This window comes from Kosakonia sp. YIM B13571 (genome assembly GCF_042788095.1).
GTDB classification, from domain to species: Bacteria; Pseudomonadota; Gammaproteobacteria; order Enterobacterales; family Enterobacteriaceae; genus Kosakonia; species Kosakonia quasisacchari.
Window position 1 is genome coordinate 53,039 of sequence record NZ_JBHZPL010000009.1, and the last position, 16,629, is coordinate 69,667.

The 16,629-nt window shown below is 53.6% G+C and carries 4 protein-coding genes; all 4 read left to right on the forward strand.

The window, feature by feature from the left end:
- Positions 1–90: 90 nt before the first annotated feature.
- The 4 genes from ACFX4O_RS18490 to ACFX4O_RS18505 all read left to right on the forward strand — a co-directional run bounded on the left by ACFX4O_RS18490 (position 91) and on the right by ACFX4O_RS18505 (position 16,592).
- The gene (locus ACFX4O_RS18490) at positions 91–309 is read left to right on the forward strand and encodes a hypothetical protein (RefSeq protein ID WP_380210131.1); all 219 of its coding nucleotides are present in this window, start codon (positions 91–93) and stop codon (positions 307–309) included.
- Positions 300–569: a hypothetical protein gene (locus ACFX4O_RS18495; protein WP_380210133.1), complete on the forward strand. Its 270-nt coding sequence runs from the start codon at positions 300–302 to the stop codon at positions 567–569. The genes ACFX4O_RS18490 and ACFX4O_RS18495 overlap by 10 nt, the downstream gene beginning before the upstream one ends.
- Before the next feature lie 850 nt (positions 570–1,419).
- Positions 1,420–8,949 (forward strand): neuraminidase-like domain-containing protein, encoded by a 7,530-nt coding sequence (locus ACFX4O_RS18500; protein ID WP_380210135.1) that lies wholly within the window; start codon positions 1,420–1,422, stop codon positions 8,947–8,949.
- Positions 8,950–9,050: 101 nt separating this feature from the next.
- Positions 9,051–16,592 (forward strand): neuraminidase-like domain-containing protein, encoded by a 7,542-nt coding sequence (locus ACFX4O_RS18505; RefSeq protein ID WP_380210137.1) that lies wholly within the window; start codon positions 9,051–9,053, stop codon positions 16,590–16,592.
- The last annotated feature ends 37 nt before the right edge of the window (positions 16,593–16,629 follow it).

Here is a 16,629-nt window from a genome sequence, read left to right on the forward strand (position 1 = left end):
AGATTTTGTTCTTCACTTCTTTTTAATACACTTATCTCATTTGGCGTGGCTTATACATTAACCTCTGCGGCTCGTTGCTAAAGATAATGTATGAAAGATATTATCTATAACGAAAATACTCATGAACTGGACGTTCCTTTTCCTTTACTCGCTAAAGAGATTTCGTACGCTGAAAGCAAACAGTTTGATCAAATAAAATTAATCAACCCTGCGAAAGCGAGCGCAGCAAAGCCGGATTTATCGCCATTGATCAATAATGATACGATTGTCTCATTCTATATTATTAATCTACTAATGATGTGGAATTAAAAGGTGTCGATCTATCGCCCCTTTATAGTATGGACAACTTCAAAAAACTGACTATGCCCTATTTAAAAGCCAGTATTGGTTTTAATGAATTTAATAAGCTGAAAACGTTGCGGATCAGCAGAACGAAAGTAACCAGCCTGGCGGGAATTATCGCCGCTCCGGCGCTATCGTCGTTAAGTCTGATTTATCGCCATAATTTAAAAGCTATTTTGGGAACCAATAAGCTGGATAATCTTTCCATGCTCTATTGCTCTATATAGAAAAATGCAAAGCGTTGCGGGAGTTCGCTGTCCTTGAGAAGAGCCACAGTATCGAAGAGTTGTTCCTTGCTGACGTAAATTCCGTTGAGTTCGTGCCGGGCATAGCTGCGCTAAAAATCATAAAATTCTGTAACTTAGTCGATGGCAACATGGAGCCGCCGTTGACTTCTAAGACGTTGCACCTGGTGGAATTCTACCCGATGAAAAAGAGTTGCTTGCACAGCAAAGATGAGACCAATCAGCACCTCGCTAAATAACCTTTTTCAGTGAGGAAGATATATTCTTTCTCAATGTTTTTTTGTTCGTAAAATATATTTTCGCACTAAAAGATCATGAACAATCCTGGCCGTTTTTTATTTTCTGTGAATTGTCTTATTTGTTTTTTAATGTTTTCATGAAAAATCCTAGATATTTATATGGCTTTAAAATTCACATCCGGTTTATGGCTGTTTTTTTATTTAAAAAAGGCAGGATAAAACTCTAAAGGGCCATCTATCTTTTATTGTTTCGTGTTTTCATCCTCTTGAAATGCTCTCGTTTATCACTTTTTTTCCGTATTTTGACTCGTGCGCATCGTCACTGGAGTGATGCGAAAGGATATCCTACGCTGTATTTCATCTTTCTCTAGCGGGGCATTTCTCTATCCGCTTTGTTTCGAGGCTATTTAACGGTAATTCATTGTAAGCGTATTCGAAGCGCCTTAAAGCATATCCCGGTAAGCTGAAAACAGCGTGTCTTTCTCTGGGGTTATATCCGCCAGCATTAATTAATGATGGTGTGGCTGCTCGCAACGTAAATTTTCATCTATATCAAACCAATCTTCCCTATTTAAAAAGTTGAGGGATACCTTATGTACGATTCTTATTACGATACCGAAACGATATTAAGTAAAATCAACACCTCCCGTTCCAGTTCGGTGGATGAAAATTCCCTGCTCGCCTCGCTGATGCCCAGCTCATTTGCTGAGATCTGGGCCAGCTACCAGGATGTTTTATCGTGGGGCGAAGCCCGGTTTCTTGACAAGGTGGTCCGCGACACGCAGAAAAAAAATAAAGAAACCGAAGCGCGAATTCTGAGCCGTGCCAACCCGCAACTGACCCGTGCCATCCGGTTGGGCATTTCTGAGGCTCAGACCCAAACCCAGAGCCAGAACCTGCGGGATTATGACTCGCAGTTCGGTAACCGGGCGCAACAGTATGTTGCACCCGGCTCGGTGGCCTCGATGTTCTCGCCTGCCGGTTATCTGACCGAACTGTACCGTGAGGCCAGGGATCTGCACACTACCGACAACGTGCGTCACCTGGATAATCGCCGCCCGGACCTGAGCCGGCTGGCGCTGAGCCAGGACAACATGGACGCGGAGGTGAGCACGCTGTCGATCGCCAATGACATTGTGCTCGACACGATTGTCAGCCGGGAAGGCACGGACAGCGACGCGGTGATGGAAAAACTGTCCACCTGGCGGCTGTCCGGTAATACGCCGTACCACTTGCCATATGAAGGCGCACGGCAGGCCATCCTGTTGCAGGATCCGACGCTGGCGGCGCTGGAGTTGAACCCAGATGTGGCTCAGCAAGTTGATTTACCTTCGCTGTTGGCGATCATGGCGGATGTTTCACCAGATTTGTATGCGATTTTGCTTGAAACAATCACTGATAACAGTGCTCCGTCGTTATACACGAAAAACTTTGGTACGCGGAGCACGGGAAGTCTGTTGAATGCCTACCAGCTTGCCGGATATTACGATATTCCCGCTGAGGATATATTCTTACTGACCAGTCTGCTGGGGCACCGTGATTATTCTGAGCCGATTCAGTATTACCGTGGTAGTACACTGAATACGCTGGTTTCGACCGATGGTAGTTCCGTGGGGCAGGTTGTTGAGATTGCTCGCTTCGGGGTAACCGATCAGCTTAATTATCTGGAGCTGCTGCCGCAGGGCGGTGACAGCTATTTGGTGAATTTTAATTTCAAGTCCGTATGGGCTCCGGGAGAGAAGCTCTATATCGGCACACAAAGCGGGGGTTCTTCCGACCTTTATAGTGGGATCCTCACCCCGCGGTCGAATGAGCATATTAGTATTCCTGTGACTATTCCGTCGGCGAAAGTACAAGAAAGAGTCACTATTGGTATTTCAAGGGTCAGGCCTGATACGGGATCCTATTATTATGCTCAAGCTGAGTTCCGACAGTTCAATCTTTCCTCGGAGCAATACCTGCTGTACCTGAATAAAATCCTCCGTCTGTATAAAGCCACGCGCCTGACACCGGAACAGATGTACCTGCTGATGTATAACGACCCCTATGGGTTTTTATTTGACACAAGCATATTGCAGCTGACTTTTCTCAGCCTTTTTTACCAACAGCACTACAGCCTGCGCTTCGAGGATGCGCTGGTGCTGGCAGGCGGGCATATCAGCAATATCAGTGTCGAAGGGCAGGTCACATATTTTACCACGCTGTTTAATACCCCACTGCTCAATCACCGCGAATTCGCTGCCGACGGGGCCACAGTAAACTGGAACGCCACCGATGCGGACAGCGTGTTCCGCACCAGTGTCATCAAGCGCGGTTGCCGCGTGAACCGTTCAGGGCTGGAGACGCTGTGGCAACTGGCGGCGGGCGGTGCCGCATTCACCGCCACTCAGGCGAATCTGGCGCTGCTGTACCGCACGCAACTGCTGGCGGAGATACATCAGCTCACGGCCAGTGAACTGCGCATGCTGCTCTCCGTCTCGGCCTGGAGCCAGGCGCCGCTGGGTTCTCTGAATGGCGGCGATTTTGCCACGCTGGTGACCTGGCTGCACGGCATGATCCGCTGGCTGAAGACACTGGGCTGGACGGTGGGGGAGCTGTACCTGATGGTGACGTCAAACTACAGCAGAGTGCTGACACCGGAGATTGAGAACCTGGTGACCACCCTGCGGGGGACTGTCAGCACGGACAACCTTGATTCTGCCACGCTGATGGCCCGGATGGCGCCGGCCATCGCAGCGGCCTGCCAGCTGGGTTACGCCGGGCAGGCGCAGAGTGTCCTGAGCTGGCTTGACCAGCTGAAACCGGCCGGCACAGATGTGAAAGGGTTTGTCGCGCTGGTGCTGAAGGATGACCGGACCGCCGCCGAAACGGCAAGTCTGGTGACGTTCTGCCAGATACTGGGGCAGCTGACGCTGCTGGTACGTAAGACGGGGATCAGCGATTACCTGCTGTCGGCGCTGGTGGCGAACCCGGCGCTGGTGGCCGGCAGGGAGACGGTCACGGCGCTGAGTCTGGATACGGTACAGCGGCTGAGCCGGGTGAACCGGCGAATTATGCAGACCGGCGACTACGCGCAGCAGATACTGACGGCGCTGGTTGGCGGCGGGCTGGCTCCGGATCTGCTGGTACAAGCACTGGCGGAAAACACCCAGTCGGTAAGCCAGGCGATGACCCTGTCGGGGGCCGGGGATGAGATCACCTCGCTAAAAACGCTGGATGTCACGCTGCAGTGGCTGGATTTTTCTGCGGCGCTGAACTGTTCCCCGCAGACGGTGGCGTCGTTGATCGCGATGAGATATACCGATATTGCAGCAGGCAAGACGCAAGCCTATGCGGACTGGGTGGCCGTGAGCAATCAACTGCAGGCGGGGCTGAGTTCGGCGCAGATCTCGGCACTGCAGCAGCAACTGGAAGAGCGAACCAGCGCGGCGCTGAGCAGCTACTACATCCAGACTGCGGGCAATGAGGACGTGACAAACCGCGAGCAGCTGTACGTCTGGCTGCTGGTGGACGGTCAGGTGTCATCGCAGGTGATGACCACGCGGGTGGCAGAAGCGATAGCGAGTCTCCAGCTGTACATAAACCGCTGCCAGAACAGCCTGGAGGCGGAGATACAGCGGACAGTCCTGACACGGCAGTTCTTCACGGACTGGGACCGTTACAACAAACGCTACAGCACGTGGGCGGGGGTGTCACAGCTGGCCTATTACCCGGAAAATTATATCGACCCGACGGTGCGCACCGGGCAAACCAGCATGATGGACAACATGCTGAATACCATCGGGCAGAGTGCACTGAGTTCCGACACGGTGGGTGACGCGTTCCGGGGGTACATGACGCAGTTTGAGAAGGTTGCGAACCTGGACATTGTCAGCGCGTACCACGATAACGCCAGCATGGAGGAGGGGAAGACGTGGTTTATCGGCAGGTCGATGGTTGACGGGGAGAGATATTACTGGCGGTCGCTGCAGCAGTCGATGCTGAGCAACGGTAAATACCCGGCGACGGCATGGAGCGAATGGCTGGAGATAGGCACCGGTATAGCGGCGTACAACAAAATGGTGCGGCCGGTGATATTTAATGACCGTCTGTATGTGGTGTGGGTGACGGAGCAGCCAGTGGCGAAGGACGACGGCGGCACGGTGACAGAATCGACGGACTATTTTCTGAGTTTCTCATACCTGCGTCACGACGGCAGCTGGAGTTCGCCTTTAAGTGAAACGCTGTCGGAATATCTGCCGGCAGTAGATATCAGCAATATGTCGTCAAAACATCTTTATTGCACCAGCAATAATGGCGAGCAGGGCGCGTTTCTGATTGCGCTGTTTTATACGCCAGGTGCCACCGAGGCGTCTAACCAGTCACTAAAAGTATCGGGAATTACAATCTCTGCTCAGCATGAACTACTCACCATTACGGATGTCGGCGATTACCATGTTTCCGTATATACGCAGTACGACACACAGAGTGACACACGAGTTAATTTTTTACTTGCTCAATCTGTCAGTTATTCAGCAGGCAGCCTGAACTATGAGTGGGGCTATAAAAATCTGTCAATGATGAATGGAGGAAGTTATAAGGTAAATTCAGTTACAGTAAGTGATGACAACAAGACAGTTAATGTAAATTTGCAAGCTAACGTTAGATATATATTTAATGGTCTTGATAGTGGTGCATTCGGAGATAATAAAAAGAACTGGACTAACTTATTGAAAGAGGTTACCGAAGTTGGAGCAGAATACCTCTTTATTTGTGAAAAACCATTTACGATATTGGGAACCGCAGGGGATTTGTACTCAGGTTTTGTTATCTGCAATATTGACACCAATGAAATTTGGGTGAGAACTTCATCTCCTGTATATCAGCCTCTTCAGGGGCGGTTAAAACTTTATTTAGGCGGCGGTAGCGTGTCTTATACACTGGAGCCGCAATATTCAGGCGATAGGTGTGACACGTTTAAAGCTATCTATGATGACACGCAAATCACTGTTAAAGATCCCTCACTTCTGAATGATGGTTACGTGCAGTCTCTTTATTTTTATAGCGGACAGCACTTCGGCAAACCTTTTGTTTATTCAACATATGCTTCACATCCCTATTTAACCCTGACGGGGAACCCAACGACTGAAAGCTGGCGAGGTATAAATCATTCTGATGCTGTGCAGTGGGATTACACATATTATTATCCGGATCCAGAGGTTTCACTCAGTTTCGGCATCAGTGAATTTAAGAATAAAAAATTAGACGTTGCGATCGATTTTTCCTGTTCCAATGTGCGTACGCAATCTCTTGGGGCGCAACACGCTACCCTCAGCCTGTATCTGGTGGACGATGCTCGCAAGATGTTGCTGGTACGTACTGACACAGGAGCGCAGTATCTACAGCGCCAGGCATATCGGGCGCGTATTAACACACTGTTTGCCCGCCAACTGGTGGCCAAAGCAAACCTGGGGCTGGATGCGGTGCTGTCGATGGAGACACAACTGCTACAGGAGCCGAAGCTGGGTAAAGGGTTTTACTGTAATTTTGTCATGCCACCCTACGATGCCAGCGTGCATGGCGACAGCCGGGCCTTTTCACTCATTCTCAGACATGTTTATGATAATAATGACCGCCCTATCTATTCCGGTATGTTCGCTGATACACCGCTGACGATACGCCTTTTTATCCCCCTTGATGCGACGCCACTGCATACCGACTATATCGCCAGGGTTTACCCTGTCACGGCGAAAACGGTTTATTCAGGAGACGGAAAGGGCGCGCACTTCAAATATACCGACAGCACGCAGACTACCGTCGAGCTGAATCCCAATGTCTCTGATATAACCATGTTCCAGAGTGTCGATATTCTGCAGGACGATACTGAGCCGATGGATTTCGCCGGTGCCAACGCGCTCTATTTCTGGGAGATGTTCTTCTACGTGCCGTCAATGGTGTTCCAGCGCCTGCTGCACGAAAGCAAGTTCGAGGAAGCCACCATCTGGATGAAATACATCTGGAACCCGGCGGGTTATTACAGCAGTGATGGCACGCCCGCGCCGTGGACATGGAACGTGCGCCCGCTGGAGGAGGACATCTCGTGGAACCCGGACCCGCTCGATTCCGTCGACCCGGACGCGGTGGCGCAGTCTGACCCGATGCACTACAAGGTTGCCACCTTTATGCGGGTGCTGGATTTACTGATTGCGCGCGGTGATGCGGCGTACCGGCTGCTGGAACGGGACACCCTCAATGAAGCCAAAATGTGGTATGTGCAGGCGCTGAACCTGCTGGGCGATGAACCCGCTGACTCGCTGGTCAACGGAGGGTGGTCGAACCCGGTACTGGGGTCTGCGGCCAGCCAGACGCTGAAACAAACCTTCCAGCTGGAGATGATAAACATCCGTGAACAGACGGTAACGGAAGATGTGACCCGTACCGCGAACTCGCTGCTGGGGCTGTTTTACCCACAGATGAACGACAGGCTGAGCAGCTACTGGCAGACGCTGCGCCAGCGGCTGTACAACCTGCGCCATAACCTGTCGATTGACGGCCAGCCGCTGTACCTGTCGGTGTATGCCACGGCGGCCAGCCCGTCGGCGCTGCTGAGTGCGGCGGTGGCTTCCGCGAACGGTGGCGACTCCCTGCCGTCAGTATCCCTGCCGCTGCTGCGTTTCCCGGCGCTGCTGGAGAGTGCGCGGAGCCTGGCAAACCAGCTGACGCAGTTTGGCAGCACCATGCAGGTCATCACTGAGCGGCAGGACGCGGAAGCGCTGTCCCTGCTGTTGCAGAACCAGGGGCTGGCACTGCTGAGTCAGAGCATTGCGGTGCAGGAGCATGCCATTACCGAACTGGATGCGGATAAGGACGCGCTGACGGTCAGCCGGCAGGGGGCGGAGGAGAGACGCAACAGCTACCGGAAACTGTACGATGAAAACGTCAATGCCGGCGAAGCCCAGGCGATGGATTTGCTTATGGCCTCATCTATCACTGCCGAAGCAGCTAATGCGCTGCATATGGGGGCGGCGGCACTGGATATGGTGCCCAATATTTATGGTCTTGCGGTCGGCGGATCCCGCTATGGTGCACTGCTGAGCGCAGCCGCCATGGCAGTGAATATTGCTGCTGATGGCGTGCGTATCTCCGGCGATAAAATCGCCCAGTCGGAAATTTACCGTCGCCGCCGCCAGGAGTGGGAGATCCAGCGTAACAACGCGGAAGCGGAAATGAAGCAGATAGATGCGCAACTGGCCTCGCTGGCGGTGCGCCGTGAAGGTGTGGTGCTTCAGAAAGCGCAGGTGGAAACCCAGCTTGCACAGACGCAGGCACAGCTTGACTGGCTGCAGGGAAAATTCACCGGTCAGGCGCTGTACAGCTGGCTGCGCGGCACGCTGGCATCGATTTACTATCAGTTCTATGACGTGGCCATCACCCGGTGTCTGCAGGCGCAGCGCGCCTGGCAGTGGTACTTCAATGATGATGCCACCACGTTTATTAAACCGGGTGCCTGGCAGGCGAACTGGCTGGGATTCATGAGTGGTGAAACGCTGCTGCTGAGTCTGGCGAGCATGGAGCAGGCGTGGATTAATAAGGATTCTCGCATGCTGGAGGTCAATAAAACGATCTCGCTGGCAAAAGTGTATAGCGTGTTGTCGACAGGGGCGTTTACCCTGGCAGACCAGGTGGTTTCTCTGGTGAGTAGCGGGTCGGGCAGCGCGGGCAGCAGCGGTAATACGCTGGCTGTGGACAGCGGAGAGCTGCAGGCGAGCATTAAGCTTGCCGATCTGAACATTCAAGGTAATTACCCGGCGTTGCTGGGGGCAACCCGGCGCATCAAGCAGATCAGTGTCACGCTGCCGATGCTGGTCGGGCCGTACCAGGATGTCCGGGCGGTGCTCAGCTATGGCGGCAGCGTGGTGCTTCCACAGGGGTGCAGCGCGCTTGCTGTTTCACATGGTATGAACGACAGCGGTCAGTTCCAGCTTGATTTTAATGATGGCCGCGCGTTGCCCTTCGAGGGGATCCCTGTGGATGACAGCGGTACGCTGACGCTGAGTTTCCCTGATGTAGATAACCGGCAAAAAGATCTGCTGCAAAGCCTGACGGATATTATTTTGCATATCCGCTACACCATTACCGGCTAGTGCGATCTCTTTATTTCAGGCTTCCCCGAGGGAGCCTGAATAACCCCAAATAATTAGCCAGCCTCCTCTTTTTAAAGACGAGCAAGTTAGGGGATATTGATATGTACGACATTGATACCATCCTGAGTGAAATTAATACCACCCGCTCCAGTGCGCTGGATGTTAATAGACTGCTGTCCTCATTGATGCCTTATTCCGCTGTGGAAATACGTGAAGCGTATAAAGACGTTCTGACGTGGGGGGAAGCCAATTATCTCAGCAGCCAGGTTCGCGACGCGCAGAAAAAAAATAAAGAAACCGAAGCGCGAATTCTGAGCCGTGCCAACCCGCAACTGACCCGCGCCATCCGGTTGGGCATTTCTCAGACCCGGACCCAAACCCAGAGCCAGAACCTGCGGGATTATGACTCGCAGTTTGGTAACCGGACGCAACAGTATGTTGCACCCGGCTCGGTGGCCTCGATGTTCTCGCCTGCCGGTTACCTGACTGAACTGTACCGTGAGGCCCGGGATCTGCACACTACCGACAATGTGCGTCATCTGGATAACCGCCGCCCGGACCTGACCCGTCTGGCGTTGAGCCAGGACAATATGGACGCAGAGGTCAGCACGCTGTCGATCGCCAATGACATTGTGCTCACCAATCTCGTCAGTATTGAGGGGACTGACAGCGATACGGTGATGGAGAAACTTTCCACCTGGCGGCTGTCCGGTAATACACCGTATCACCAGCCGTATGAAGGGGCGCGGCAGGCAATATTATTGCAGGATCCGATGCTGGACGCGCTGGCAGAAAACCCGGCAATTGCGCAGCAGGTGGATTTAAACTCGCTGTTGGCGATCATGGCGGATGTCTCGCCGGAGCTTTACAGCATCCTGATCGAGGAGATTACCCCCGATAATGCCGTTGATTTGTATGCGAAAAACTTTGGTGCCGTCACTCCCGACGCATTAAAGAACGTTTATGCACAGGCCAGTTATTTTGACGTGAGCATTGACGAACTTGAGGCACTTACCGGCCTGCTGTCTAGCCGTGACTTTTCTGAATCGGTGCAGTACTACATTAATAATATGCTGACCATGCTGGTTGCCGGGGAGGAAACGGCCGGACAGGTCTCGCAATTCATCAGGACCGCCAGTGATAACTATGACGGTCAGCTGAATTACATGGAGCTGCTGCCCCAGGGGGGAGACAGCTATCTGCTCAGCTTTAATGTCAAGTACACGCTGGGTAATAATTCCAGGTTGCTTATTGGTACCAGCAATGACTCCGGTAATTTGTATCAGAATGATGATTTTGTGCCGCAGGCAAATCAGCATATCAGCGTGCCGGTGACGCTTACAGCCGAACAGTTAACCAATGGCGTGCTCATCGGCATTTCCAGAAAGCTACCCACCACCGGTGCGTATCATTTTACCGCAGCGAAGTTTCGGCTCTACACCCTGTCAGCGGAACAGTACCTGCTGTACCTGAATAAAATCACCCGCCTGTTTAAAGCCTGCCATTTCACGCCGGAGCAGATGTACCTGCTGATTTACAACAACCCCGGCGAAGAGCCGTTTGAAACCGACATGCTGGGGCTGAGTTTCCTCAGTTATTACTACCTGAAACGCTACAGTATGCGCTTTGAGGATGCACTGGTATTGGCTGGCGGGCACATCAGCGCGGTGGGTGTAAAAGGGCAGCCCAGCTATTTCACCACCCTGTTCAACACCCCACAGCTCATTAACCGGGAGTTCAGCGCCGACGGCGCGGCGGTAGACTGGGATTCGCAGGATGTGGATCACCTGTTCCGCGCCAGCGTGATCAAGCGTGGCTTCCACGTGAGCGGCGCAGACCTGAAAACGCTGTGGCAACTGGCGGCGGGTGGTGCCGCATTCACCGCCACTCAGGAGAATCTGGCGCTGCTGTACCGCACGCAACTGCTGGCAGATGTGCACCAGCTCACGGTCAGTGAACTGCGCATGCTGCTCTCCGTCTCAGCCTGGAGCCAGACACCGCTGGGTTCTCTGAATGGCGGCGGTTTTGCTTCGCTGGTGACCTGGCTGCACGGCATGATCCGCTGGCTGAAGACACTGGACTGGACGGTGGGGGAGCTGTATCTGATGGTGACGTCAAACTACAGCAGAGTGCTGACGCCGGAGATTGAGAACCTGGTGACCACCCTGCGGGGGACTGTCAGCACGGACAACCTTGATCCCGCCACGCTGATGGCCCGGATGGCACCGATCATTGCGGCGGCCTGCCAACTGGGTTACGCCGGGCAGGCGCAGAGTATCCTGAGCTGGCTTGACCAGCTGAAACCGGCCGGCACAGATGTGAAAGGGTTTGTCGCGCTGGTGCTGAAGGATGACCGGACCGCCGCCGAAACGGCAAGTCTGGTGACGTTCTGCCAGATACTGGGGCAGCTGACGCTGCTGGTACGTAAAACGGGGATCAGCGATTACCTGCTGTCGGCACTGGTGGCAAACCCGGCACTGGTGGCCGGCAGGGAGACGGTCACGGCGCTGAGTCTGGATACGGTACAGCGGCTGAGCCGGGTGAACCGGCGAATTATGCAGACCGGCGACTACGCGCAGCAGGTACTGACGGCGGTGGTTGGCGGCGGGCTGGCTCCGGATCTGCTGGCGCAGGCGCTGGCGGAAAGCACCCAGTCGGTAAGCCAGGCGATGACCCTGTCGGGGGCCGGGGGGGCGATCACCTCGCTGGAAATGCTGGATGTCACGCTGCAGTGGCTGGATTTTTCTGCGGCGCTGAACTGTTCCCCGCAGACGGTGGCGTCGCTGATCGCGCTGAAATATATCAATATTACGGAAGGTAACTCGCCAACGTACGAGGACTGGGTGGCAGTGAGTAACCTGCTACAGGCCGGGCTGAGCCCGGCGCAGACCACGGCACTGCAGCAGCAACTGGAAGAGCGAACCAGCGCGGCGCTGAGCAGCTACTACATCCAGACAGCGGGCAATGCGGACGTGACAAACCGCGAGCAGCTGTACGTCTGGCTGCTGGTGGACGGACAGGTGTCATCGCAGGTGATGACCACGCGGGTGGCAGAAGCGATAGCGAGTCTCCAGCTGTACATAAACCGCTGCCAGAACAGTCTGGAGGCGGAGATACAGCGGGCAGTCCTGACACGGCAGTTCTTCACGGACTGGGACCGTTACAACAAACGCTACAGCACGTGGGCGGGGGTGTCACAGCTGGCCTACTATCCGGAAAATTATATCGACCCGACGGTGCGCACCGGGCAGACCAGCATGATGGACAACATGCTGAATACCATCGGACAGAGTGCACTGAGTTCCGACACGGTGGGTGACGCGTTCCGGGGGTACATGACGCAGTTTGAGAAGGTTGCGAACCTGGACATCGTCAGCGCGTACCACGATAACGCCAGCATGGAGGAGGGGAAGACGTGGTTTATCGGCAGGTCGATGGTTGACGGGGAGAGATATTACTGGCGGTCGCTGCAGCAGTCGATGCTGAGCAACGGTAAATACCCGGCGACGGCGTGGAGCGAATGGCTGGAAATAGGCACCGGTATAGCGGCGTACAACAAAATGGTGCGGCCGGTGATATTTAATGACCGTCTGTACGTGGTGTGGGTGACGGAGCAGCCAGTGGCGAAGGACGACGGCGGCACGGTGACAGAATCGACGGACTATTTTCTGAGTTTCTCATACCTGCGTCACGACGGCAGCTGGAGTTCGCCTTTAAGTGAAACGCTGTCGGAATATCTGCCGGCAGTAGATATCAGCGATATGTCGTCAAAACATTTTTATTGCACCAACAGTAATGAAAATAGTCCGGAGATTGTCGCGATATTTTATACGCCCGCAGCCAGCGAGGCGTCTAACCAGTCACTGACAGTATCGGGATTAACCATTTCAGTGGAGCATAATATCTCTGCCTCAACCAAAATAGATTTTTATCACTCTTTCTGCTGGAGACAGTATGACACGGAGAGTGAACAACAAGTTAGTTTCTTATTTATGGCGGAAATAGCATTTACCACTGGCAGTTTGGGTTATGACTGGGGGTATGAATCCCTGTCGATTATGCTTGGTGGTAGTTATAGGATTAATAGTATTACTCTGGATGCAGATAAAGGTTTTGTTTATGTTAATTGCAACATGAATGTTCGGTATATATTTAACGGTGTTAATGGTGGTAGTTTCGGGAATAATAAAAGAAATTGGATAAATTTAATTAAATCTGCGGGCAGTGTTTATCGGCAATACACAATTTATACACGGCCATTTAAATATACTTATGGCGAAACAACAAATGAAGGGATTGCCATCGATGTGCTTGATGGTTTTAATAGTAGTAGACCTGTAAGGAGTTTATTAAAAACCGAACGAAATATAGTGACCCTTGGCGCTGAAATGAAAGACGGAACTAAACTTAAAATGTATGGATTAAATAATATTGTGGGTATGTGGGGGACGGAGTGGTATTATTTCTCTGATGATCATGGCCAGCTTGATAATATTGTAAATCTCTATACTAAGGATGATTTTCATTTGCTGGAACTCTTCAGTGCACCTATCAAATATAGCACTGTCGTTAATCCGGAGGATGTGGGTTATTCTGTAACGGCTGCCAGTGGATATGTTCTTTCTAAGAATGGTTCATCCGGTATGGCCTCGCCAGGTTGGGACACCACCTACAGCTTTACTAATACAAAGCTCACTTTCCCGGTATCAGAATTCAGGCAGGGTAAGCTAGACCTGACGATTCGCTTTTATGCAAAAAATTCAATGGGGCAATCCCTGGGGGTACAAAGCGCCACCATGAGCATTTACCAGCGGGCAGATTCGCGGAAATTTTCATTCGCGCGTACTGACTCTGGGGCGCAGTACCTACAGCGTGGAGCATACCGGACACGTATTAATACGCTGTTTGCCCGCCAATTAGTGGCGCGGGCGAACCTGGGGCTGGATGCGGTGCTGTCGATGGAGACACAACTGCTGCAGGAGCCGAAGCTGGGCAAAGGTAACTATGTGACCGTTACACTTCCGGCATATAACGCTGAGGTTCATGGCTCGAATGCAAATGTGCAGCTCAGTATTTCACCCTTATCTTCTTCAGCAACAAATACCACCCGGTATTCATTTTGGTCGGGTGTGTTGCAGAGCTCACCACTGATTATCCAGATTTTTGTACCGACATCCCAGACAGCCTATGGTGATCCCGTTCAGTTTCCAGAAGACAGGAATAAAGGGCTTGCAGTCTTTCTTACCTGTCAGAAAGGAACCTATTACCAGGGTGTTTTCGCAAATATTACCGTTTCTGATCTCTCCCTAACTGGATTCACAACTAATTCTGAAAGAGACGCAAAACGCGATGTGTCTATTGATGTTCTGACGGCGCAGAATACCGAGCCGATGGATTTCGCCGGTGCCAACGCGCTCTATTTCTGGGAGATGTTCTTCTACGTGCCGTCGATGGTGTTCCAGCGCCTGCTGCACGAAAGCAAGTTCGAGGAGGCCACCACCTGGATGAAGTACATCTGGAACCCGGCGGGTTATTACAACAGCGATGGCACGCCCGCGCCGTGGACATGGAACGTGCGCCCGCTGGAGGAGGACATCTCGTGGAACCCGGACCCGCTCGATTCCGTCGACCCGGACGCGGTGGCGCAGTCTGACCCGATGCACTACAAGGTTGCCACCTTTATGCGGGTGCTGGATTTACTGATTGCGCGCGGTGATGCGGCGTACCGTCTGCTGGAGCGGGACACCCTCAATGAAGCCAAAATGTGGTATGTGCAGGCGCTGAACCTGCTGGGCGATGAACCCGCTGACTCGCTGGTCAACGGAGGGTGGTCGAACCCGGTACTGGGGTCTGCGGCCAGTCAGACGCTGAAACAAACCTTCCAGCTGGAGATGATAAACATCCGTGAACAGACGGTAACGGAAGATGTGACCCGTACCGCGAACTCGCTGCTGGGGCTGTTCTACCCGCAGATGAACGACAGACTGAGCAGCTACTGGCAGACGCTGCGTCAGCGGCTGTACAACCTGCGCCATAACCTGTCGATTGACGGCCAGCCGCTGTACCTGTCGGTGTATGCCACGGCGGCCAGCCCGTCGGCGCTGCTGAGTGCGGCGGTGGCTTCCGCGAACGGTGGCGATTCCCTGCCGTCAGTATCCCTGCCGCTGCTGCGTTTCCCGGCGCTGCTGGAGAGTGCGCGGAGCCTGGCAAACCAGCTGACGCAGTTTGGCAGCACCATGCAGGTCATCACCGAGCGGCAGGACGCGGAAGCGCTGTCCCTGCTGTTGCAGAGCCAGGGGCTGGCACTGCTGAGTCAGAGCATTGCGGTGCAGGAGCATGCCATTACCGAACTGGATGCGGATAAGGATGCGCTGACGGTCAGCCGGCAGGGGGCGGAGGAGAGACGCAACAGCTACCGGAAACTGTACGATGAAAACGTCAATGCCGGCGAAGCCCAGGCGATGGATTTGCTATCCATTGCATCAGTGACTGCCGAAGCAGCTAATGCGCTAAATATGGGGGCGGCGGCGCTGGACCTGGTGCCCAATCTTTATGGCGTAGCAGACGGAGGATCCCGCTATGGCGGTATTCTGTCAGCTGTCGGATTCGGGATTCAAATTGCTGCCGACCGGGTGCAACTCACAGGCAATAAAATCGCCCAGTCGGAAATTTACCGTCGCCGCCGCCAGGAGTGGGAGATCCAGCGTAACAACGCGGAAGCGGAAATGAAGCAGATAGATGCGCAACTGGCCTCGCTGGCGGTGCGCCGTGAAGGTGTGGTGCTTCAGAAAGCGCAGGTGGAAACCCAGCTTGCACAGACGCAGGCGCAGCTTGACTGGCTGCAGGGAAAATTCACCGGTCAGGCGCTGTACAGCTGGCTGCGCGCTACGCTGGCAACGATTTACTACCAGTTCTATGACGTGGCCATCACCCGGTGTCTGCAGGCGCAGCGCGCCTGGCAGTGGTACTTCAATGATGATGCCACCACGTTTATTAAACCGGGTGCCTGGCAGGCGAACTGGCTGGGGTTCATGAGCGGTGAAACGCTGCTGCTGAGTCTGGCGAGCATGGAGCAGGCGTGGATTAATCAGGATTCACGTATGGCCGAGATCAGTAAAACCATTTCACTTAAAGAAGTTTACAGCGGTTTGTCGACAGGGGCGTTTACCCTGGCCGAGCAGGCGGCTTCTCTGGTGAGTAGCGGGTCGGGCAGCGCGGGCAGCGGTGGTAACACCCTGGCCGTGGCCAGCGGGGAGCTGCAGGCGAGCATTAAGCTCGCCGATCTGAACATTCTTTCTGATTATCCTGCATCGCTGGGAGCAACCCGGCGCATCAAGCAGGTCAGTGTCACATTGCCGCTGCAAGTTGAACCCTATCAGGATATCCGGGCGGTGCTCAGCTATGGCGGCAGCGTGGTGCTTCCGCGGGGGGGCAACGCGCTTGCTGTTTCACATGGTATGAACGACAGCGGTCAGTTCCAGCTTGATTTTAATGATGGCCGCGCGTTGCCCTTCGAGGGGATCCCGGTGGATGACAGCGGTACGCTGACGCTGAGTTTTCCGGACATTGCTGGCGAGCAAAAAGATCTCCTGATCGGGCTGACGGATATTATTTTGCATATCCGCTACACCATTACCGGCTAACTCTATGTATCTGTTTCGGGCTCCCGGCGGGAGCCCG